The following is a 19,408-nucleotide window of genomic DNA, read 5'->3' as shown; positions in this document are numbered from 1 at the left end:
TTGGCCACCGGGGCGACAGTGCCACTCGGTGGCATAAGCCGTCAAGGCGCAATGGCTCCCGGGTGGTAGCCTCATGGGGTGAGTGATGATCTGCGCGACCTGCCGCTGCGCGAACGAAAGAAGCTGCGCACTCGTCGAGCCCTGTCCGAGACCGCACTCCGCCTGTTCACCGAACGCGGATACGACGCCACCACGCTGGACGATCTGTGCGACGCCGTGGAGGTCTCCAAGCGCACGTTCTTCCGGAACTACCGTTCCAAGGAGGACGTCGCGCTCGCCGCGGACAGTGACCTGTGGTCGGCCTATCTGGAGTACGTCACCGCCCAGGAAATGACCGGCCCGCTGCTTGAGGCCCTGCGCGCGGCTCTGAACACCACCCTGGGCGCCATGGACTCCGACTGGGACCGCCGCTTCCTGGCCACCCGCGAGCTGTCGGAGACCGTCCCCGCGCTGCAGGCGCACAGCCTGGGTTACTGCCAGGACACCACCCGGGCCCTCGGAGAAGCGGTGAGCGGCCGCGCCGGTGACCGGGCCGGTGACCGCACCGACGAGGTGCGCCGCCGTCTCACCGTGGAGATCTTCGTGGCAGCCTGGCGCACGGCATCCCTGGGCTGGACCGAACAGGGCGGCCGCGGCGGCCGCGACGCCCTGGTGAAACTGGTCGAAGAAGCCTTCGCCGAGCTCCCCGCCGCACTCACGCACCCCGCCTGAGACGGGCTGCCCGCGCCCGGCCCGAGGGGGTCATCGGCCGGCCCCAGGGGGTCATCGGCCGGTGGAAAACGGGGTGCGGGGGCGCGGGTCAGGCGCTTAGCCTGCCGTCCATGCGAGTCGTCTTCAGCAAGGGCCCCGGTACGAGCTACGGCATCGCGGTGCACCGCGAGACCGGTGCGGCGCTGGCCCCGCGCAACGGCCCCGGCGGACATCCGTACCTGCCGCACGACCTGGTGCACTTCCTGGTCGAGGCGGAGGCGGGGATCCGGCTCGGGGTGTACGGGCGGCTGGCCGCCGGTGACAACGGCCTGTTCTGGCCCGCCGACCCCGCCGAGCGGAACAAGGCGGCCCGCCGCCGCAAGTCGAAGCCGGAACAGCCGTCCGCACAGGCGCGGGCGGACATGGCGCGCTCGGAGGAGCTGGCGGGAATCGCGGTGCCCGTCTGGGAAGTGCGCCGCGGCCATGCGAAGACACTCCCGGCGTACGTGCCTGTCGACGGGATGCCCCCGGTCGTCGACCGCATCGTGACCCGCCTCGACGCCTACGCGGACCGCTGGCACGCACTGCCGGTGGGCGGCTCACTCGAACTCACCTGGTAGACACGCCGCCCCCGGTCCGGTGGAGAAGCTTCGAGGTCCGGGGGAGGAGCTTCGAGGTCCGGGGGAGGAGCTTCGAGGTCCGGGGGAGACGCGGGTCACATCCGGCCGTGTCACAGCGCGCGGGGGCTGTCTCGTCCTAGAGACGTAACCAGCAACCCAGCAGCAATGACACGGGAGTTCACCATGGAAGCTCGACTGAACGTCATGGCAAGTCCGGTGGCGGTCAAGGCCATGAAGCACCTCGTCGCGGCGGGCAAGGCGCTCGCGGAGTCGACGTTGCCCGCCTCGACGCGCGAACTGGTGATGCTCCGCGCCAGCCAGATCAACGGCTGCGCCGGATGCATCGACATGCACACCAAGGACGCCGCCGCGGCAGGGGAGACCGCGGTGCGCCTCCACCTGGTCGCGGCCTGGCGCGAGGCCAAGGTTTTCACCGGCGCCGAGCGCGCCGCGCTGGAGCTGGCCGAGCAGGGCACCCGCATCGCGGACGCGGCCGGCGGTGTCACGGACGAGGCGTGGGCCGACGCCGTCAAGTACTACGACGAGGATCAGCTCGCCGCCCTGGTGACCCAGATCGCCGTCATCAACGCCTTCAACCGCGGGAACGTCATCACCCAGCAGCCCGCCGGCGACTACCAGGCCGGCCAGCTGCACTGAGGAGACGCACAGGAGACGCACGGGAGACGTACGGGAGACGCGCCCGGGGAGGCGCCCAGGGAGGGCGCCTCGTCGGAAGCGCTCAGCGGCGGGCGTGGGTGCTCCCGGCCGCCGGTCAGACCCCTGGCCGGCTGCCGGAGCGGCCCGAGGTGAGAGCCGTGTCGGCGGCTTCGAGGATCTTGCCGAAGGCGAGGCCGACGACGGGCCTGCCGACCGCGCGGGTCAGGGCCGCACCGAAGAAGGGGAAGCTGACCTGGAAGGTGGTCGTCCAGACGACTTCGGTGCCCCCGTCGACCTCGGTGAAGGTCATCCGGCCGAGCTCGTGCCGGGCCGGCGGGAAGCTGCGTTCCACGGTGTAGTCGAAGCTGTACGGCGCCCGGTAGGCGGTGATCCGCTCGCGGAACCAGCCGATCGACCAGGTGTGGAGGCGGACGGCGCCCACTCCGTACGGTGCGTCCGCACCCGGCCGTGCCAGCCGGGCCCGGAGGATCCACGGGGAACGGGTGTAGTTGGTGGTCGTGGCGCACCAGTCGAAGACCTCGGCGATCGGCGCTGCGATGACTCGTCGTACGGTCAGGGTTTCCACGGCTTCTCCTCTGCGGGTTCTTCGGTCCGGCTGCGGCGCGGCACGAGCGCCGCATCCACCCGGTAGACGACACAGGTCCCTGAACTGTGAGACCGCCCGCCCGTGACCCACGTCACCCCTGCCTGCCCTCACGGGTCGCCCCTACATTCGGGGCATGACACCGGAGCGGCGGTACCAGCCCCACGACCTGGCCGCGTACGAGGCCGGGGTGCGCGCAGGCCCGTGCTTCGTGTGCGCATTCGTGGCGGGTGCGCCGGGGGCCGCGCACGTCACCGTGTACGAGGACGACCAGCACATCGCCTTCCTCGACCGGTACCCGACGGTGCCGGGGAAGGTGCTCGTCGCCCCGAAGGCACACATCGAGCACGCGGTACGGGACCTGGACGAGCCCGCCTACCTGCGGCTCATGGCGGTGGTCCGCAAGGTGGCCCTGGCGGTGGAGGCGGTGCTGCGGCCGGAGCGTACCTACCTGCTCTCCCTCGGGAGCCAGCAGGGGAACGCGCACCTCCACTGGCACATCGCCGGGCTCCCTGCGGGCACCCCGTACCGGCAGCAGCAGTTCCACGCGCTGATGACCGAGAACGGCGTGCTTGCCTCCACCGACGAAGAGGCCGCCGCTACGGGCGAGCGGCTGCGTGCCGCACTCTCCGCACTCTCCGGATTCTCCGGGGCTTCTGGGTTCACCGATTCGACCTGAATGTCCGTAGCATCGCCGATACGATCCGTAAGAGGACATTCAGTAGTCATCGGTCAGCAGTCACCCAGCAGTCATCCAGCAGCCATGCACAGCGGAGAAAGGCAGGGCATCGCGATGCTCACCACCGACTTCGTCACCGGCGCGCCCAACTGGCTCGACCTCGGCAGTCCCGACACCGCCGCGTCGGCCTCGTTCTACGGCGCCGTCTTCGGCTGGGACTTCCAGTCGGCGGGCCCCGATGCGGGCGGGTACGGCTTCTTCCAGAAGGACGGCCGTACGGTTGCCGCCGTGGGGCCCCTCACCGAGGAGGGGGCCGACCCGGCCTGGACCCTCTACTTCAAGACACCGGACGCGGACGCCACCGCCAAGGCCGTGGAACAGGCCGGCGGGACGGTCAGGGTCGCGCCCTTCGACGTCATGGACGCGGGCCGGATGGCATGTCTCACCGACCCGGCGGGCGCCGACTTCTCCGTCTGGCAGCCCGCGCGGGTCACCGGTCTGGAAGCGACGTCGGAGGACAACACGCTGCTCTGGGCCGAGCTCCACACCCCCGACTCCTCGGCCGCGCTGTCCTTCTACCGCGGTCTGTTCGGCTGGCGCGGGCAGCAGATGGACATGCCCGGCATGCCCTACACCGTGCTCTCCACCGCCGAGGGCGACCAGGAGGACGCCTCCTTCGGCGGGATCGCCCCGGCCCAGGAGGGCGAGGAGACGCGCTGGACCGCCTACTTCTGCGTCTCCGACGCCGACGCACTGGTCGCCACCGTGCAGGAGAACGGCGGCTCCGTCGTCTTCCCCGCCACGGACATCCCGGAGGTCGGCCGGATGGCTCTGCTCGCCGATCCGTTCGGCGCCCCGTTCGCCGTGCTCAAGCCCGCCCCGCGCATGGCCTGACCTTCAGGTGCCCGCGCGGGTGGTCACCGGCCGTCCCCCAGGCCCAGCAGCAATGCCTTCAGCGAATCCGCCAGCTGGGCCAGCTCGGCGGGGGAGAGTGCCGAAAGCAGTCCCACCTCGGTGGCCAGGTGGTCCGGCAGCGCCCCGTCGATCAGTGCCAACCCCTCTTCTGTCAGGGCGACTTGGACCACCCGGCCGTCGGTGGGGCTCGGCCTGCGGGTGATCAGGCCGCGCTCCTGGAGCCGGTCCAGGCGCTGGGTGACCGCGCCTGAGGTGACCATGGCCGAGCGCATCAGCTCGGCGGGGGTGAGATGGCGGTCCGGGCCGTTGCGGCGCAGGGTCGCCAGGACGTCGAAGGATGCCGCGTCCAGGCCGTGCGAGGCGAAGGTGCGCTTCATCGCCGGTTCCATCAGCAGGGCCAGCCGCTTCAGCCGCCCGATCACCGCCATCGGTGAAACGTCCAGGTCGGGGCGCTGTCCGTGCCACTGCTCCAGTACGAGGTCCACGTGATCCGTGCCCGCGGCCGTGGCCGCGCTCACGGCCGCGTCCGCACCCGCGTCCGCACCTGCGTCCCTGCTGGCTTTTCTGCCCGCTGCTGCATCCGTCATGGGATTCACCCTAGCCGATCTCTTAGCGGTGAGATATGTTGTCTTAGTGCTAAGGAATCGAACAGGGCTTGTGCTGCTCACCGCCTCCGCCCCCGCCGTCTGGGGCTCCACCTACCTCGTCACCACCGAACTCCTGCCCCCCGACCGCCCGTTGCTCGCCGCCGTCCTGCGCGCGCTCCCGGCGGGCATCCTGCTCCTGCTCCTCACCAGACGCCTGCCGAAGGGGAGTTGGTGGTGGAAGTCCTTCGTGCTCGGGGCGCTCAACATAGGTATCTTCCTCGCGCTCCTCTTCGTCGCCGCCTACCGGCTCCCGGGCGGAGTCGCCGCCACCGTCGGTTCCGTACAGCCCCTGCTGGTGGCCGGCCTGTCAGCGGCGCTGCTCGGCCAGCGCCTCGCGCTGCGTACGCTCCTCGCGGCGGTGATCGGCATCACCGGGGTCGCCCTTCTCGTCCTGCGCGCCGACGCCCGGCTGGACGCGGTCGGTGTGGCCGCCGCGCTCGGCGGTGCGGTCGTCATGGCGACCGGCGTCGTCCTCAGCAAGCGCTGGACCTCCCCGGCGCCGCTGCTCGCCACCACCGGATGGCAACTCGTCGCGGGCGGGCTGCTGTTGGTGCCCGTCGCGCTGTTCGTGGAGGGCCCGCCGCCGTCCTCCCTCACCGGTGAGAACCTCATCGGGTTCGGCTATCTGACGCTGATCGGCGCCGCACTCTCGTACGCCCTGTGGTTCCGCGGCATCAAGGCGCTCTCGCCGACCGAGGTCACCTTCCTCGGCCTGCTCAGCCCCCTGGTCGCCACCCTCCTCGGCTGGATCGTCCTCGGCCAGCAGCTCACCGCGCTCCAACTGCTGGGCGCGCTGCTCGCCCTGGCGGCGGTCGCACTCGCGCAACTGCGCCCGCGCCGCAAGGCCGCCGCACCCCTCGCGCCCGTACCCCTCGCGCCCGAATCGCAGGTGCGCACTCCCACCCAAGCGAACTGACGCCCACCCGTCCCAAGCGAACTGACGCCCACCCGTCCCAAGCGAACTGACGCCCACCCGTCCCACTCGCACGTCGCCCGCCGACCCACCCCACTCGCACAGGAGTCACGAGCCATCATGCGCATCACCGTCTTCGGAGCCACCGGTGCCGCCGGAAGCCGTATCGTCACCGAGGCCGTCGACCGGGGCCACGACATCACCGCGGTCACCCGCGACCCGGCCCGCTTCGGCGCCCTGCACCCCGCGGCACGGCACCGTACCGGCAATGCCCTCGACCCCGACAGCGTGGCCGAACTCAGCGCAGGACAGGACCTGTTGATCAGTGCGACCCGCCCGGTGCCCGGCCAGGAGGCGCAGCTCGCGGACACCGCCAGAGCCCTGCTCGCGGGCCTCTCCCGCACCGGCGTACGGCTCCTCCTGCTCGGCGGCGCGGGCAGCCTCCGCCTTCCCGGCAGCGACCTCACCGTCGTCGAAGGACCGGACTTCCCGCCCTCCTGGCGCCCCATAGCCCTCGCCTGCGACGAGCAGCTCGCGGTGTGCCGCGCCGCCGGCCCCGCCGTCGACTGGGCCTATCTGAGCCCGGCCGCCGTCTTCGAACCCGGCGTGCGCACCGGAACGTACCGCCTCGGCACCGACGAACTGCTCGTCGATGCCGACGGCAACTCCGGTGTGTCGATGGAGGACTTCGCGATCGCCGTGCTCGACGAGGCGGAGCACCCCAAGCACCACCGGACCCGGTTCACGATCGGACGCTGAGGAAGCCACCGTGGAGGCGGAACGGGCCGGGTCCCCCGGTCCCCCGGCCCGTCTCAGTCCTCCGGGTCCTCGGCGAGGTGGTAGTAGACCGTCGCCGAGAACTGGAGCTCGCCGTCGTCGGCGAACTCCGAGAACACGACCACGTCCTGGACCTCGACCGCTCCGAGATCGTCGATGCTGTCGGCGACCCGGCGCAGGAGGGCCGGTACATTGTCGCTGCCCGGGCCCTCGGGGTTGGCCTGGGAGAAGTGATAGACGCTGAAGTGCTCTTTTACGGTGGTCACGACGGCTGAGCGTAGCTTTGAAATGCCCTGGTGGGAAAGGGTTTTCGAAGCCGATCTACGGACGTGGGGCTAGATCACGGGCGGCCCGGCTTCGGACCGCCCCTGCTCGGACTGCCCAGGTTCGGACCGCGCCGGTTCGGACTGCCCAGGTTCGGACCGCCCCGGTTCGGACTGCTCGGGTTCGGACCGCCCCTGTGCGGACCGCGAGCGCAGCTCGACGGCCGCCAGCGGTACGAAGCCGATGCCGAAGGTCTCGCCCGCGTCGTCCGGTGCCGTGGCCCCGCCGTCGTCCAGCCGCCTCGGCATCACCCGGGCCACGCGCTCGCCCTGCGCCTTGGCGCGCTCGGCGACCGGGCCCTCGTACAGCCCGTCGACGGCGGCCCGCCACAGCTGGAGCCAGCGCCCGAAGTGCTCGGTGCTCAACGGCCGTGCCCGGTGCAGACGCTGGTGCGGGGCGAGGGCATCGCGACGGTACGAGCCGGTGCGCAGCAGGGCGCTCTCCCAGAAGTCACCGATGTGCGGCAGGTGCGCCTCCAGGTCGACACCGGCGATCTCCGTGAAGTACGGGCCGATCAGCCGGTCCTCGAAGGCCGACGCGTAGAACCCGCGCAGGAGGACGTCGATGTCGGCACGGCTGCTGATGTCGTTCACACTTCCACTGTGCGCCTACGGGGCACCGCGGGCGACGCGGAATCCCACATCGTCGAGGAGCAGGGTGGGATGGCTGCGGCGCCGCACCGAGGCCCGGCAGCTCCACCGCTCGTCGAACCAGCCGCCGCCGCGCAGCACCCGGTAGGTGCCGTAGACCTCGGCGTCGTACATGTCCCAGCACCACTCCCAGACGTTGCCGAGGGTGTCGTGCAGGCCCCAGGAGTTGGGCCGCAGGACGCCGACCTCGTGCGGGAGCCCGTCGGAGTTGCCGCGGTGCCAGGCGATCTCGTCGAGCGGTCCGTACCGAGGACCGTCCGAGCCGGCGCGGCAGGCGTACTCCCACTCGGCCTCGGTCGGCAGCCGGTACCCGTCGGCGGACCGGTCCCACTCGATGCTCTCGACGCCGTCGGTACCGATCCGGTACGCGGCCGGCAGTCCCTCGAACGAGGACAGCGCATTGCAGTAACGGACCGCGTCCCACCACGAGATCCCCTCCACGGGCCGCCGGTCGTGGGGCGGGGCACTGCTGGGCCGCTCCCCGGTGATCCGTGCGTACTCGGCCTGGGTGACGGGGTGTGCGGCGAGCCGGTACGGAGCCACCTCGACCGGCCAGCTGCGCTGCGTGCGCCGGTCGGACAACGTCACGAGGCCGGGCGGCAGTCGGACCATCCCGGTGGCGTCCGGGGCGCGGTGCTGTCCTCGTCCTCCGTCAGACATGGGTGGGGGTCCCTTCCGACGCTTCGGCCCCTTCGACTGCCCCGGCTGCTTCGGCCACTCCCGAGGCGAGGGCGTCGATGATCTTCAACAGGTCCGCGGTGACGGCCGGGCCGCCCAGCACGATGACCTTGAGGGAGGCCCGCTCCTCGTCGTGGACGGTCTCCACCCGCACCCGATCCTCGTACGGCCCCTCGCCCCGACTGCCGTGCCGGCCGCCGACGGTGGCCATGAGCGCATTGCTCAGCCGGGACACCTCGTCGGGGCCGATCGAGTCGATCTGCACGATGCTGGACACCTCGACGTGCCGTGCGCGGTGTACGGGAGCAGGGGCGGAGACGGGAGCGGCGGGCGAGACGGGCCCGCCGCTGAACGCCTCCAGATCCTCGCGTGCGATCCGGTACTGCTTGCCGATCCGGGTCGCCCTGAGCCGGCCCTCGCGGATGTACGCCCGGACCGTCTTGACATGCAGACCGAGCAGGCCCGCCACCTGATCCACCGAATAGAACTGCTGCGTCACGACGCGGCCCCCCGCTTCTCGCCTCTTCTTGCTTCAAGTACAGAAAGGCACCCTATCGCGCCTTGATCGGAACGAAGAACAGGGAAGGATGGGGAGTGATGAGACCGCAAGATGGGTTGGAGGGTGTTTGCCTATACCGGCGGATCCGTCAGGTTGATGATCTTCAGGTCGGAGCGGCGGACCGTGTACCAGACCTCCGTGTCCGGGCTACCGCCCCAGATCTGGGTCACGATCACCGTGGCGGTGGTGGCCGTCGTGGAGTGGTTGCGCACCTTCCAGTCCTTGGGGACGTTCTGCGCGCGCAGCACCGGGTCGGCGTGGTTCTGCTCGGCCCACTCGGTGAGTTGGGCGTCCAGCTCGGCGGTGAGGTGGGCCTTGCGGACCTCTTCGGGGGTGCGGGGGCCGGTGCCTTGGACGGCCTTGCGGTAGGTCTTGAAGAAGTGGTTGACCTCAAGGGCGGGCGTCCGGGTCTCGCACCGGCCGTCGGCGGAGGCGGCGACGCCGGGGGAGGGCGCGGCGCTGGCCGGCCCAGCGGCGAGAGGGGCGGCGAGGGTGAGGGTGGCGACCAGGGCCGCACGGGCAAGAAGCTTGCGCTGAGTGTTCATGCGAACAAGAAAAGCAGGAAAAGTGTGTTCGTGTCATCACTCACAGTGATGAATCTTGGTGGGGCTGGCGAAACTCCGCCCGTGGGGTCGGCAGACCGTAACGGACCGGCCGTCGACCAGGGCGCCCGTCGCCCCGGGTGCCCGATGCGTCAGGCCCTACCCCTTCGGCTCGTACAGCTTCCGCACCAGCAGCCACCCCACGCCGGGCAGCACGATCAGCGGCGCCAACGCGGCCTGGAGCGACACCGTGTCGGCCACCGCCCCGATCAGCGGGCTCGCGAGGCCGCCGACGCTCACGGTCAGGCCGAGCGTGACCCCGCTCGCCGTGCCGACCCGGCGCGGCAGATAGTCCTGGCCGAGCGTGACGTGCAGCGAGAACGGGACGTACAGCCCGGCCGAGGTGAGCGCCACGAAGACGTACAGTGCCGGGCCCGGGACCAGGACCGTGCCGGCGACCGCGGGCACGGTCAGCGCGTACGACCACCGCACGACCTTCACCCGCCCGTACCGGGTGGCCAGCCTGCCCCCGACGACGGTGCCGAACGCGCCGCCCAGGTAGAGGGTGAACAGGGCGGCGGTGCCCGCGAGTTGACTGCCACCCGCACCGCCGCCGACGCGCTCACGGGCGTACAGCGCGATGAAGCTGCTCAGCCCGACGAAGACCACCGACCGGCAGATCACGGCCGCGGACATCTTCAGGAACGCGGGCCAGTCGTCCTCGCCGACGGGCGCGGACGACTCGCGCGTTCCGTCACCGGCCGGGGTGCGGAGCGCACGCATCGCCACCACGCACAGCGCGGCCCCCGCCAGCGCCGGCACCACCAGCAGCGGCGAGGCGCGCAGCCCGCCCGTGGCGACGACGGCGGACACCAGCAGCGGGGCGGTCGCGAAGCCGAGGTTGCCGCCGAGCGAGAACCAGCCCATCGCGGTGTGACTGCCCCGGCTCGCGAGCCGGGCGATCCGCGCGGACTCCGGGTGGTACGCCGCCACCCCCACCCCGGAGAGCGCGATCACGGCGAGCGTCAGCGGGTACGAACCACCGATGCCGCCGACCCCGCTGAGCGCGACACCCGCACCACCGACGAGGGTGCTCGTCGGGAGCAGCCACGGCAGCGCCCACTTGTCGGTCAGCGCGCCGAACAGGGGCTGCGCCACGGACGACAGCAGCGAAGCGGCGAGAACGACGCCGGAGGCGGCGGCGTAGCCGTACGCGTGCTCGGCGATGAAGAACGGCACGAGCGCGGCGACGGCGCCCTGGTAGACGTCGACGCAGGCGTGCGAGAGAGCGAGGAGGGTGAGAGGAGCGCGAGAATGCTTGTGCAGCAAGGGAGTTGACGGACTGTCAGTAGTTTTCGTGGACACCTTTCGATCTTCTGCCGTGCCCCTGCTGTCGCGCTTCCGATAAAATGCCAAGCAATGCCGGAAACCCGCCAGCGCCTGCCAGCGCCTGCCAGTGCCCGCCGGCGCCAGCCGACGCCAGTACCGCGAGTACCGCCAGTACCCGCCAGTGAGGAGAAGCACCGAGTGGAACAGGCCGACCACATGCCCGTGGCCCCCACCCACACCCGGCCCCTCGCCTCGGGGGAGTGCGTCGATCCGCACCGGCACGACGACCACCAGATCGTCTACGCGGGATCCGGCTTCCTCGCCGTCACCACCGACGCCGGTACGTGGTTCGCACCCGGCACCCGAGCCCTGTGGGTACCGGCCGGCACGGTCCACTCGCACCGCGCCCACGGCCACCTCGACATGCACACCCTCGGCCTGCCCGTGGACGAGAACCCCCTCGGCCTGACCGCCCCCACCGTCCTGACCGTCAGCCCCCTGCTGCGCGAACTGATCCTGGAGTACACGCGCACGCCCCGGCACGGTCGGCAGCCCACCCCCGAAGTCCTGCGGCTGCGCGCCGTACTCCTCGACCAGCTCCGCGCCTCGCCCCAGCGCCCCGTCCACCTCCCCACCCCCACCGACCCCCGGCTCCGCGCCGTCTGCGACCTCCTGCACGCGGACCCGGCGGACCCCGGCACCCTCGCCGAGCTCGGCGCCCGCACCCACACCGGCGAGCGGACCCTCAGCCGGCTCTTCCGCGGCGAACTCGGCATGACGTTCCCGCAGTGGCGCACCCAGCTCCGCCTCTTCCACGCGCTGCGGATGCTGGCCGACGACACCCCGGTCACGGCCGTGGCGCACCGCTGCGGCTGGGCGTCGGCGAGCGCGTTCATCGACGTCTTCCGACGTGCGTACGGCTATACGCCCGGTGCGTACCACCGGCGCGGACCGGACTGACTACCGAGGCGGGTGGAGCTTGCGGAAGTACGTCCAACTCGTCTCGTTCGGCTCGCTCCACTTCTCCGGGGCGCGGGCGAACTCCGGGTGGTGGGCGGCGATGTGGGCACGGGTGCGCTCGGGGACCTCGGCGTACGAACCGAGCTTGCGGCCCCGGCAGTGATAGGTGAGGCCGCCGGGCCGCTGGCCGCGGGCCATCCACGGGAGCCACGGCGACATCCGGGTCCACGACATGGTCGCCGGGACGCTGGGTGCGGGGCCGTCCAAGTCCGTGCGGTCGGCGAAGAACTGGAAGAGCTCCAGGGCCTTGTACGTGTCGCCCGCCGAGTGGACGGGGTACTCGGCCACCGGCAGCGGCGAGGGGTAGGCGAGCGGGATCTCCAGGCTGAAGCAGACCTGTCCGCCGAGGTCGGTCGTCGGGATCGGGAAGGGGCGCCACTTCTGGTTCGCCGGGTCGTTCCAGACGTGGATCACCGGGAGGTCCTGCCAGGTCTCCAGGATCTCCCGGGTGCCGGGGTCCAGGTAGAAGGCGGCCTCCCTGGTGAGGAGTTGATAGGCGTCCGGGCCGTTCTCGACGTCCTCGACGAGGCGGGAGACATTGAGCCCTTCGAAGCCGAAGAGACGCTGGTAGGGCTCGTCGGGAGCCCAGGAGTACACGTCTCCGGACCACCAGTACGTGACCTCCTCGCCGTCGAGCGAGGCCCGGGTGCGGGCGAAGGAACGGAGCAGCTCTGCGGGTGTCGTCATGCGCAACACTCTGCGCGACCGCCGCCCCGGCCGGGCGGGAAACGCGGGGGCCGGTCCCGGAAGCGGCCGGAAAGGGCCGGTCGGGCCCGGACCGGCCCGTCACGCCCGGGGCCGATCCGGCAACAAACGACTATTATTAAAGAATGGGCAAAAAGGAGCGTGAGGCCGGGCCGCGAGGCTCGTTGCTGTGCCCGGTCTGCAAGAACAGCGTGGACACGATCGTCCGAGGACGGCGCAAGTCGCTGGGGGCCTACGTGCCGGTATGGGGTCCGGGCCCCTGCGGCAACCCCGACTGCCCCGAGCACGTGGCGGACTCCGAGCGCGTGGCGGACCCCGAGGATGCGGCGGACCCCGAACACGCGGCGGGCCCCGAACCCACCAGGACCCGGCGGGACTCGGGCGGCTGAGCCCCCACTGCCCGCGACGTCGACCGCGCACGCCGGTGCGGCCGGACAAGTCTGTTCTGTCCGGGTGCGCGGGGGTAGCTTGGAGGACAAGTCCCCTGAGGGAGGCTGATTCCGATGCCGTGGTTCGTATGGCTGCTCGCCGCTACGACGCTCGGTGTCGCGGAGTTCTTCACCCTGACCCTGGTCTTCGGCCTGATGGCGGGCGCCGCACTGGTCGCCGCCGTGGTCGCCGGCATGGGCTTCGGCCTCCTCGGGCAGCTCGTGGCGCTCGGAGTGGCGGCGACGGCAGGCCTCCTCGTCGTGCGTCCCGTCGTGCTGCGGCACATGGCGCAGGCGCCGCTCGTGCGGGACGGCAGCGACGCGCTGATCGGCAAGCGGGCCGAGGTGACGCAGGAGGTCACCGCGACCCGCGGCCTGGTCAGGATCCTCGGCGAAGAGTGGTCAGCCCGTGCCCTCGACGAGGGTCATGTGATCCCCGTGGGTGCGCTGGTGGACGTCATGGAGATCGACGGCGCCACGGCTGTCGTCTACCCCCGAGAGCTCCTTCCCTGAACGGCTGAAGGCATCCCGACGGAGGAATCGAGGAATCATGGATCCGGTGGTCATTCCGATTCTCGTGGCGGCGATCGTCGTGGTCTTCCTCGTGGCCTCCACGGTGCGGATCGTCCCGCAGGCACGCCGCTACAACGTGGAGCGATTCGGCAGATACCGCCGGACGCTGCAGCCCGGTCTGAACCTCGTCCTGCCGGTGGCGGACCGCATCAACACCAAACTCGACGTGCGCGAGCAGGTGTACTCGTCGGACCCCAAGCCGGTGATCACCGCGGACAACCTCGTGGTGAACATCGACACCGTGCTCTACTACCAGATCACCGACCCGCGGGCCGCGGCCTACGAGGTCGCCGACTATCTGCAGGCGATCGATCAGCTCACCGTGACGACGCTGCGGAATGTCATCGGCAGCATGGACCTGGAAGGCACGCTCACCTCGCGCGAGGAGATCAACGCACGGTTGCGCAGCGTCCTCGACGACGCCACCGGCAAGTGGGGAATCCGGGTCAACCGCGTCGAGATCAAGGCCATTGACCCGCCGAACACCATCAAAGAGGCGATGGAGAAGCAGATGCGGGCCGAGCGCGACAAGCGCGCGGCCATCCTGCACGCCGAAGGCGAGCGGCAGGCCAAGATCCTCACCGCGGAGGGTACGAAGCAGAAGGACATCCTGGAGGCGCAGGGCACGCAACAGGCCATGATCCTGCGGGCGGACGGCGAGGCGAAGGCGGTGGAGCGGGTCTTCCAGGCCGTCCACCGCAACAACGCCGACCCCAAGATCCTGGCGTACAAGTACCTGGAGACGCTCCCGCACTTGGCGAAGAGCGACAACAACACCTTCTGGGTGATCCCGGGGGAGCTGACGGAGGCGGTCCGCGCCGTCACCAGCGCGTTCAGCGATCAGTCGGTGATGGGCCTGCCGCCCTCCGCACCGCCGGCGGAAGCAGCCGCCACGGCCGCAGCCGAGGTCGCGGAGCAGGCCGCCGCCGTGGTGAGCGACGCGAAGGCCGAGGCCGAAGCCGCAGGGGCACCCCAGGTGCTGGGCCGGGGACAGCCGCCCGGAGACTGAGTGCCGGGCCGAAGCACCGAACCAAGGTGCCGAAACCAAGGTGCCGAAACCAAGGTGCCGAACCAAGGTGCCGAACCAAGGTGCCGAACCAGGGGACGCGTTACGAGACCGCCCGGCGTGCCGCCCAGGCCCGGACGGCGAGGGCCACCACCCACCGCGGATGCCTCCTTGGCCTCGCGTAGGGGAAAGAGGGACCCGGGAAAGGGGACCCGGGAAAGGGGGACCCTCCTGGAGGGAAGTCTGGAAGACTCCGGCGCGGGCTGTCCGGTACAGGCGCCGGCGTGACCGGGAGGGGAAGGGGACGCTGTGTCACCCGTGCTCATTGTGACGATCGTGCTGGGGCTTCTCGTAGTGGCCGCTCTGGTCAAGGCGGTGCGCGTGGTCCCGGAGATGCACGTGGAAATCGTCGAGCGGTTCGGCCGCTACTCCCGCACCCTGACCGCCGGGGTGAACACCGTCGTCCCGTTCGCCGACTCGGTCCGCCATCGGATCGACCTCCGGGAACAGGTCGTTCCGTTCCCGCCCCAGCCGGTGTTCACCCGGGACAACGTGGTGGTCAACATCGACACCGTCATCTACTACCAGGTGACCGACCCCCGCGCCGCGACGTACGAGGTCGCCAGCTACATCCAGGCCATCGAGCAGCGAGTCATCACCACGCTCCGCATCCTCGTCGGAAGCATGGACCTGGAGCGGACCATGACCTCTCGTGCGCAGACCAACGCGGACCTGGACCGGGCGCTCGACGAGGTGTCGGGCCAGTGGGGCATCCGCGTCAACCGCGTCGAGCTCAAGGCGATCGAGCCACCGACCTCCATCCAGGACTCGATGGAGAAGCAGATGCGCGCCGACCGCGACAAGCGCGCCGCGATCCTCCACGCCGAGGGCGTCCGGCAGTCCGCCATCCTCGTCGCGGAGGGCGAGCGAAGAGCGGCGCTGACGAAGGCGGAGACCGACCGGGACGTGGCCGCGATCCTCGGGCAGCGGACCGGACCGGCTCCTGAGAACGGATCGGCGCCCGGCACACCGACGCCGTCCGCGTCGACGCCGTCCAGGCTGACGCCGTCCGTGCCGGCGCAGTCCACGCCGGTGGCCCCGCGGCTGAGGCACGAGGCCCTGCGGGCGGGCGACCCCCGCCGTATCGGCCGGTACAACCTGACGGCGAGGCTCGGGCAGGGCGGGATGGGCACCGTGTTCCTCGGACGCTCGCCCGGCGAGCGCATGGTCGCGGTCAAGGTCATCCATGCGGCGTTCGCGGCAGACTCCACCTTCCGGCAGCGGTTCGCCCGTGAGATCGAGGCCGCCCGCCGCGTCGGCGGCTTTCACACCGCGGCCGTGGTGGACGCCGATGCCGACGCCGAGCACCCGTGGTTCGTGACCGAGTACATCCCGGGCCCCTCGCTGCACGAGGTTCTGGGGCTGCACGGAGCGATGCCACCAAGAACCCTGTACGCACTGGCACTTGGCGTCGCAGAGGCGCTCGAAGGCATCCACACCTGCGGCATCGTCCATCGGGACCTGAAGCCCAGCAACATCATCGTCTCCACCACGGGCCCGCGAGTCATCGACTTCGGTATCGCGCGCGCCTTTGACAGCACATCGCTGACCAGTACCAACGTCGTGGTCGGCACACAGGGATTCCTCGCTCCGGAGCAGCTCGCCGGCGCGGCGTGCACCTCTGCCGCCGACCTCTACGCCTACGGGATGGTCCTGTGCCACGCGGCGGGAGCCGTGCCCCTCCCGGAAGGCGAGAGCCTGGAGTCGGCCCTCGCCCTGCTGCCCGCGAACCTCGTCCACGTCATCACCCGGTGCCTCACCCACGACCCCGCCCGGCGGCCGACCTGTTCGGAGGTGCTGGAGCAGCTGACCGAGACACATCGGCCGTCCGGCGACTGGCTGCCGCCCCCGGTCCGCACCATGGTCGATCTGCACAGCGCGCCCACCGTCTAGAGGCGGGTGCCGGACCGCCGCCGGGGCGCGAGCGGAACCGCGACCGGAACCGTGACCGGAACGCCCCCGGAGTGCTACCGGGGTGCGCGGAGCATCACGGCGAGGGCCCAGAACGCCCCGGCGGCGCTGAGCATGTCGGCCGCCTGCGGGTGGTCCTGGGTGAGCATCACGATGCCGGTGAGGAAGGCCAGGGTCCCGAGCACGGCACAGCCGATCCGGAACGGCACCTGAGTGTTCCGTACGACGCGGCGGTACGTCTCGGCCCGGCGGGCCCGGCGCAGTCGGCGGAGCTCGCGGCGGGCGGTCCGCAACTCCGCGTCGCGGCGGCCGAGTTCGTGCCGCGCCTCGGCGAGAAGGGCGTCGATCTCGACGGCCTCGTCGGCCCGGACGGTGTCGGCCCGGACGGTGTCGGCCCGGACGGTGTCGGCCTGGGTGGCGCCTGCCTGGGCGGTGTCGCCCTCGACGATGTCGGCCTGGCGGTTCGCGGACGGCTCGGGCGGGGTGTTCATGGGACTCCTCCAGGGGGACTGCCGGGATGCGGCGAAGCCGGGCCGCACTCGAACTTCGCGGCGACAGCGCGGTGTTGCGCCGTCCCCTAAGAAGAGGAGCCGGGCGCCCCCTTTGCATCGGAGACGCCCGGCTCTCTCAATGACCCCCGTCACACGCCTGTCATCCCCCCGTAAGGGCAGGCCCATGATGTGTCTCTCACCTCATTCGCACCCCTGCCGCTGATCGGAAGGCAGCGGTGCTGCGCGGTTCACCCGTACCTGCTCGGCCCCTGACAGGCGGGCCGAGCCGATCGGACGTCCGCGATCCGCTCATGCTTCCCGTGGGTCGAGCGACCGTGCCCCGCTGTGCGCGGACCGGGCGGCGGCGCTCTCCCCCTGTGAGCGCCGCCGCCCTGTGAGGTCCCGGTCCGCCCGAACGGGCATCCAGGACAGCACGGCAATCAGTGTCCGGTCGTACAACCGGTAGACCGCCCCCCAAAACGCGGCCAGAAATGCGATTACCCACCGCCCCGTGTGGTGCATGACCCCCCCAGACTCGTCGTTCATGTGGAACCAGCTTCCTTCTTTTCGGGAGTGCGCAGTGCTCTGCGCACAGGGCCTGTTGTCGGACGGCCCACTCGGGGCCGCGTCCGTACGCGGCGGGTCGTACGGACACGGACCGTAGAAGGCATTCCGGGCGTCAGTCCGTCATCCCGAGCCGCGTGTGCAACTGCTTCTCCACGAGCGGCTTCCGCAGCTCCTTCCGTGCCCTGCTGGCGCGGTTGCGCACCACCGTGTGAGAGGTGTTCGTCATCTCGGCCACGAGCTTGGAGTCGAGGCGGTACGCGTCGGTGAGGATCAGGGCCTCCGCCTGCTCGGGCGGTACGAGTCCGTCCAGGTCCTTCGCGAGTTCGAGGGCGCGGTGGTGCAGGTCGGCCAGGTTGTCCGGGACGTGCGAGTCGTCCGTGGCCTCGAACTCGGGGACCTGACCCACGAGGGTCTGCGTGTTCGCGCGCATCTTCCCGATGTACCGCACGGTCTCGTTCCTGACGGACGTGGCCACGAATCCGCCGATGGACTCCACCGGCCCGTGGCTCAACAGGTGCCGCCACACGCCGAGGAGCACGGTCTGCCAGATGTCCTCGGCGTGCTCCTTGGTCAGCCGCTGCTTCAGCGCGTAGTACCCGGGGCCGCTCGCATCGAGTGCGTAGTGCCACTGCCTGACGGCCCGGGGGAGCATTCCCTCCTCTCCGGTGCCGCCGATCGCGTTGAGTACCCCGCGGCGGGGGGTGAACAGTTCTGGTCGGAAGTACTTGAGCAACCCCGGGGTTTTGGCGGGTTTGCCATCCTGCTGAGCCATCGTGCTCCTCGATCGCACGCGAGCCTGTTCCTGACCCGGCGGGCTCGCTCCGCTCTGCCAACGCCCTGAAAGAGTGTCCGGGCCGCCGGATCGCATCCGGGGCGGGGAATCTCTTTCATGATTCTTTTGGACGGAGGGAAGTCCGACCTGTGGGTCGACTTCTGCGGGTTCCGCGGGTTCCGCGGGTTCCGCGGGTTCCGCGGGTTCCGCCGGTTCCGCCGTCGAGGAGGGCGAGGCCCATGGGGGTGAGCGAGTGGCGTACGGCGTTGCGCTGCCGGGTGCTGGAGACCAGGCCGGCGTCGCGCAGGACGGCGGCGTGTTCGCTGGCGGAGGAGAGGGAAACCCCGGCGCGCAGGGCCAGTTCACTGGTGGTGCAGTCGCCGCCGAGGGTCTGGAGGACCGCGGCCCTGGTGTGCCCGAGGAGGCGCGCGAGGTGAGGGCCCGGATGGCTGGGACGGCCCGCATGACCCGCATGACCCGCATGGCCCGGAGGGACGGGACAGCCGGCAGCGGCGGGATAGACGAGTGTCGGCGGCAGGGACGGGTCCGCCAGCGCGACCGGCTTCTCGCGGCAGAAGTACGACGGGATCAGCAGCAGCCCGCGCCCGTCCAGGTGGATGTCCTTGTCCACCGGGTAGTCGGCCTCCAGCACGGGCGGACACCAGCGGATGCCGGGGCCGAAGGTGCGGAGCATGGCGTCCGTACCGCTGTACCACTGGGTGCGGGCGCGCCAGGTGCGGTCGGACTCGGTCCGTGCGCGGACGCGCTGCCACGACGGGCCGAACGCGATGCGCTGGTAGTCGCGCAGCGCTTCACCGAGCTGCTGGAGCGCGGGTGCCGTGCCCTCGGCGACAGAGCGCGCCCATCCGCCGGGAGGGGCGCCGTTCGTCGCCAACCGGCCGATCTGGGCGCGCAGTTCGCACCGGGGCGTGGACAACAGGGCGTCCAGGCCCGCTTCGAAGCCCTCGGCGCTCGCGGCGGGTGTGAGGAAGTCAGGGAAGTAGCCGCGGGCGGGAACGAGCGGCAGCAGCAGGCGCAGCGGCGCCTGCGCGTTCCGGGTGACGTGCTTCCGCCAGTCGGCCAGGTCGGGCTCAGGGTGCCTCTCCCACACCTGGTGCAGACTGAGTACGGACTCCCAGAAGGGGTCGGGCCCGTCGGCGACCCGCGTACGGGCGATGTCGCCCGCGGTGAAGTGAATGCGCAGCATGTTGCCGTCTTGCATGGTGCTGTCTCCCGATGTGCCAAGCATGGGGACACCGCTCCCCCCGTTATATGAACGGTGTCCCTGTGA

At 70.9% G+C, this 19,408-nt stretch carries 24 protein-coding genes and 1 pseudogene; 13 read left to right on the top strand and 12 right to left on the bottom strand.

Annotated elements, in window-relative coordinates:
* The first annotated feature begins 78 nt into the window (after positions 1-78).
* The 3 genes from ACH4SP_RS00750 (at position 79) to ACH4SP_RS00740 (ending at position 1,967) form a co-directional block, all read left to right on the top strand.
* Positions 79-711 carry a TetR/AcrR family transcriptional regulator gene (locus ACH4SP_RS00750; protein ID WP_398408006.1) on the top strand — a complete coding sequence of 211 codons (633 nt, stop codon included), beginning with the start codon at positions 79-81 and terminating at the stop codon, positions 709-711.
* A 110-nt stretch (positions 712-821) separates the two neighbouring features.
* Positions 822-1,310, top strand: a complete 489-nt coding sequence (locus tag ACH4SP_RS00745; protein ID WP_398408005.1) for a hypothetical protein — start codon at positions 822-824, stop codon at positions 1,308-1,310.
* Positions 1,311-1,493: 183 nt separating this feature from the next.
* Positions 1,494-1,967, top strand: coding sequence for a carboxymuconolactone decarboxylase family protein (locus ACH4SP_RS00740; RefSeq protein ID WP_398408004.1), 474 nt, complete (start codon positions 1,494-1,496; stop codon positions 1,965-1,967).
* 115 nt (positions 1,968-2,082) lie between these two features.
* On the opposite strand, the gene ACH4SP_RS00735 is transcribed toward ACH4SP_RS00740, so the two are convergent.
* Positions 2,083-2,553 carry an SRPBCC family protein gene (locus ACH4SP_RS00735; RefSeq protein ID WP_398408003.1) on the bottom strand — a complete coding sequence of 157 codons (471 nt, stop codon included), beginning with the start codon at positions 2,551-2,553 and terminating at the stop codon, positions 2,083-2,085.
* 154 nt (positions 2,554-2,707) lie between these two features.
* On the opposite strand from ACH4SP_RS00735, the gene ACH4SP_RS00730 reads away from it, so the two are divergent.
* Together ACH4SP_RS00730 and ACH4SP_RS00725 are read left to right on the top strand one after the other, a co-directional pair.
* Positions 2,708-3,250: an HIT family protein gene (locus ACH4SP_RS00730; protein WP_398408002.1), complete on the top strand. Its 543-nt coding sequence runs from the start codon at positions 2,708-2,710 to the stop codon at positions 3,248-3,250.
* Positions 3,251-3,364: 114 nt separating this feature from the next.
* Positions 3,365-4,144, top strand: a complete 780-nt coding sequence (locus ACH4SP_RS00725; RefSeq protein ID WP_398409453.1) for a VOC family protein — start codon at positions 3,365-3,367, stop codon at positions 4,142-4,144.
* A gap of 23 nt (positions 4,145-4,167) precedes the next feature.
* Here the strand turns inward: ACH4SP_RS00725 and ACH4SP_RS00720 are convergent, their stop codons facing one another.
* Positions 4,168-4,752, bottom strand: coding sequence for a MarR family winged helix-turn-helix transcriptional regulator (locus ACH4SP_RS00720; RefSeq protein WP_398408001.1), 585 nt, complete (start codon positions 4,750-4,752; stop codon positions 4,168-4,170).
* A gap of 70 nt (positions 4,753-4,822) precedes the next feature.
* Here ACH4SP_RS00720 and ACH4SP_RS00715 point away from each other — a divergent pair, with 70 nt between their 5' ends.
* Both ACH4SP_RS00715 and ACH4SP_RS00710 read left to right on the top strand, forming a co-directional pair.
* Complete coding sequence (locus ACH4SP_RS00715; protein WP_398408000.1) at positions 4,823-5,728, top strand: EamA family transporter; 906 nt, start codon at positions 4,823-4,825, stop codon at positions 5,726-5,728.
* A gap of 117 nt (positions 5,729-5,845) precedes the next feature.
* Complete coding sequence (locus ACH4SP_RS00710; protein WP_398407999.1) at positions 5,846-6,484, top strand: NAD(P)-dependent oxidoreductase; 639 nt, start codon at positions 5,846-5,848, stop codon at positions 6,482-6,484.
* A gap of 53 nt (positions 6,485-6,537) precedes the next feature.
* Here ACH4SP_RS00710 and ACH4SP_RS00705 read toward each other — a convergent pair whose 3' ends face one another.
* The 6 genes from ACH4SP_RS00705 to ACH4SP_RS00680 all read right to left on the bottom strand — a co-directional run bounded on the left by ACH4SP_RS00705 (position 6,538) and on the right by ACH4SP_RS00680 (position 10,584).
* A complete protein-coding gene (locus tag ACH4SP_RS00705; protein ID WP_398407998.1) occupies positions 6,538-6,768 on the bottom strand; it encodes a hypothetical protein in 231 nt (76 codons plus the stop codon).
* Between the two features lie 69 nt (positions 6,769-6,837).
* Positions 6,838-7,419: a group III truncated hemoglobin gene (locus ACH4SP_RS00700; protein WP_398407997.1), complete on the bottom strand. Its 582-nt coding sequence runs from the start codon at positions 7,417-7,419 to the stop codon at positions 6,838-6,840.
* A gap of 15 nt (positions 7,420-7,434) precedes the next feature.
* On the bottom strand, positions 7,435-8,136 hold the full coding sequence (locus ACH4SP_RS00695; protein WP_398407996.1) for a formylglycine-generating enzyme family protein: 702 nt from the start codon (positions 8,134-8,136) through the stop codon (positions 7,435-7,437).
* Positions 8,129-8,653: a helix-turn-helix domain-containing protein gene (locus ACH4SP_RS00690; RefSeq protein WP_398407995.1), complete on the bottom strand. Its 525-nt coding sequence runs from the start codon at positions 8,651-8,653 to the stop codon at positions 8,129-8,131. The genes ACH4SP_RS00695 and ACH4SP_RS00690 overlap by 8 nt, the downstream gene beginning before the upstream one ends.
* A 131-nt stretch (positions 8,654-8,784) precedes the next feature.
* Positions 8,785-9,258, bottom strand: coding sequence for a hypothetical protein (locus ACH4SP_RS00685; RefSeq protein WP_398407994.1), 474 nt, complete (start codon positions 9,256-9,258; stop codon positions 8,785-8,787).
* Between the two features lie 156 nt (positions 9,259-9,414).
* On the bottom strand, positions 9,415-10,584 hold the full coding sequence (locus ACH4SP_RS00680; protein WP_398407993.1) for an MFS transporter: 1,170 nt from the start codon (positions 10,582-10,584) through the stop codon (positions 9,415-9,417).
* Between the two features lie 216 nt (positions 10,585-10,800).
* On the opposite strand from ACH4SP_RS00680, the gene ACH4SP_RS00675 reads away from it, so the two are divergent.
* A complete protein-coding gene (locus tag ACH4SP_RS00675) occupies positions 10,801-11,544 on the top strand; it encodes an AraC family transcriptional regulator (RefSeq protein ID WP_398409452.1) in 744 nt (247 codons plus the stop codon).
* Here ACH4SP_RS00675 and ACH4SP_RS00670 read toward each other — a convergent pair whose 3' ends face one another.
* A complete protein-coding gene (locus ACH4SP_RS00670; protein ID WP_398407992.1) occupies positions 11,545-12,291 on the bottom strand; it encodes a DUF1838 family protein in 747 nt (248 codons plus the stop codon). It lies immediately after the preceding gene.
* Between the two features lie 143 nt (positions 12,292-12,434).
* On the opposite strand from ACH4SP_RS00670, the gene ACH4SP_RS00665 reads away from it, so the two are divergent.
* The 5 genes and pseudogenes from ACH4SP_RS00665 to ACH4SP_RS00645 all read left to right on the top strand — a co-directional run bounded on the left by ACH4SP_RS00665 (position 12,435) and on the right by ACH4SP_RS00645 (position 16,269).
* Entirely contained in the window at positions 12,435-12,698 is a 264-nt protein-coding gene (locus tag ACH4SP_RS00665) for a hypothetical protein (RefSeq protein WP_398407991.1), read from the top strand.
* Between the two features lie 114 nt (positions 12,699-12,812).
* On the top strand, positions 12,813-13,250 hold the full coding sequence (locus ACH4SP_RS00660; protein WP_398407990.1) for an NfeD family protein: 438 nt from the start codon (positions 12,813-12,815) through the stop codon (positions 13,248-13,250).
* Positions 13,251-13,287: 37 nt separating this feature from the next.
* Positions 13,288-14,319 carry an SPFH domain-containing protein gene (locus tag ACH4SP_RS00655; RefSeq protein ID WP_398407989.1) on the top strand — a complete coding sequence of 344 codons (1,032 nt, stop codon included), beginning with the start codon at positions 13,288-13,290 and terminating at the stop codon, positions 14,317-14,319.
* Between the two features lie 306 nt (positions 14,320-14,625).
* A pseudogene (locus ACH4SP_RS00650) lies at positions 14,626-15,294 on the top strand (SPFH domain-containing protein); the annotation flags it as partial.
* A gap of 207 nt (positions 15,295-15,501) precedes the next feature.
* Complete coding sequence (locus ACH4SP_RS00645; protein ID WP_398409450.1) at positions 15,502-16,269, top strand: serine/threonine-protein kinase; 768 nt, start codon at positions 15,502-15,504, stop codon at positions 16,267-16,269.
* A 74-nt stretch (positions 16,270-16,343) separates the two neighbouring features.
* Here the strand turns inward: ACH4SP_RS00645 and ACH4SP_RS00640 are convergent, their stop codons facing one another.
* The 3 genes from ACH4SP_RS00640 to ACH4SP_RS00630 all read right to left on the bottom strand — a co-directional run bounded on the left by ACH4SP_RS00640 (position 16,344) and on the right by ACH4SP_RS00630 (position 19,339).
* Positions 16,344-16,778 carry a hypothetical protein gene (locus ACH4SP_RS00640; protein ID WP_398407988.1) on the bottom strand — a complete coding sequence of 145 codons (435 nt, stop codon included), beginning with the start codon at positions 16,776-16,778 and terminating at the stop codon, positions 16,344-16,346.
* Between the two features lie 679 nt (positions 16,779-17,457).
* On the bottom strand, positions 17,458-18,117 hold the full coding sequence (locus tag ACH4SP_RS00635; RefSeq protein WP_398407987.1) for an RNA polymerase sigma factor: 660 nt from the start codon (positions 18,115-18,117) through the stop codon (positions 17,458-17,460).
* A gap of 115 nt (positions 18,118-18,232) precedes the next feature.
* Entirely contained in the window at positions 18,233-19,339 is a 1,107-nt protein-coding gene (locus tag ACH4SP_RS00630; protein ID WP_398407986.1) for an ArsR/SmtB family transcription factor, read from the bottom strand.
* Positions 19,340-19,408 lie beyond the last annotated feature (69 nt).

This window comes from Streptomyces sp. NPDC021093, assembly GCF_044333135.1.
Taxonomy (GTDB): domain Bacteria; phylum Actinomycetota; class Actinomycetes; order Streptomycetales; family Streptomycetaceae; genus Streptomyces.
This window is presented reverse-complemented; position numbering and strand designations above follow the sequence as displayed.

Coding starts and splice junctions, on each gene's coding strand:
- ACH4SP_RS00670 (WP_398407992.1), bottom strand. CDS start 12,291: ATGACGACACCCGCAGAGCTGCTCCGTTCCTTCGCCCGCACCCGGGCC.
- ACH4SP_RS00665 (WP_398407991.1), top strand. CDS start 12,435: ATGGGCAAAAAGGAGCGTGAGGCCGGGCCGCGAGGCTCGTTGCTGTGC.
- ACH4SP_RS00740 (WP_398408004.1), top strand. CDS start 1,494: ATGGAAGCTCGACTGAACGTCATGGCAAGTCCGGTGGCGGTCAAGGCC.
- ACH4SP_RS00710 (WP_398407999.1), top strand. CDS start 5,846: ATGCGCATCACCGTCTTCGGAGCCACCGGTGCCGCCGGAAGCCGTATC.
- ACH4SP_RS00660 (WP_398407990.1), top strand. CDS start 12,813: ATGCCGTGGTTCGTATGGCTGCTCGCCGCTACGACGCTCGGTGTCGCG.
- ACH4SP_RS00635 (WP_398407987.1), bottom strand. CDS start 18,117: ATGGCTCAGCAGGATGGCAAACCCGCCAAAACCCCGGGGTTGCTCAAG.
- ACH4SP_RS00720 (WP_398408001.1), bottom strand. CDS start 4,752: ATGACGGATGCAGCAGCGGGCAGAAAAGCCAGCAGGGACGCAGGTGCG.
- ACH4SP_RS00725 (WP_398409453.1), top strand. CDS start 3,365: ATGCTCACCACCGACTTCGTCACCGGCGCGCCCAACTGGCTCGACCTC.
- ACH4SP_RS00695 (WP_398407996.1), bottom strand. CDS start 8,136: ATGTCTGACGGAGGACGAGGACAGCACCGCGCCCCGGACGCCACCGGG.
- ACH4SP_RS00655 (WP_398407989.1), top strand. CDS start 13,288: ATGGATCCGGTGGTCATTCCGATTCTCGTGGCGGCGATCGTCGTGGTC.
- ACH4SP_RS00730 (WP_398408002.1), top strand. CDS start 2,708: ATGACACCGGAGCGGCGGTACCAGCCCCACGACCTGGCCGCGTACGAG.
- ACH4SP_RS00630 (WP_398407986.1), bottom strand. CDS start 19,339: ATGCAAGACGGCAACATGCTGCGCATTCACTTCACCGCGGGCGACATC.
- ACH4SP_RS00685 (WP_398407994.1), bottom strand. CDS start 9,258: ATGAACACTCAGCGCAAGCTTCTTGCCCGTGCGGCCCTGGTCGCCACC.
- ACH4SP_RS00640 (WP_398407988.1), bottom strand. CDS start 16,778: ATGAACACCCCGCCCGAGCCGTCCGCGAACCGCCAGGCCGACATCGTC.
- ACH4SP_RS00745 (WP_398408005.1), top strand. CDS start 822: ATGCGAGTCGTCTTCAGCAAGGGCCCCGGTACGAGCTACGGCATCGCG.
- ACH4SP_RS00675 (WP_398409452.1), top strand. CDS start 10,801: ATGCCCGTGGCCCCCACCCACACCCGGCCCCTCGCCTCGGGGGAGTGC.
- ACH4SP_RS00645 (WP_398409450.1), top strand. CDS start 15,502: ATGGGCACCGTGTTCCTCGGACGCTCGCCCGGCGAGCGCATGGTCGCG.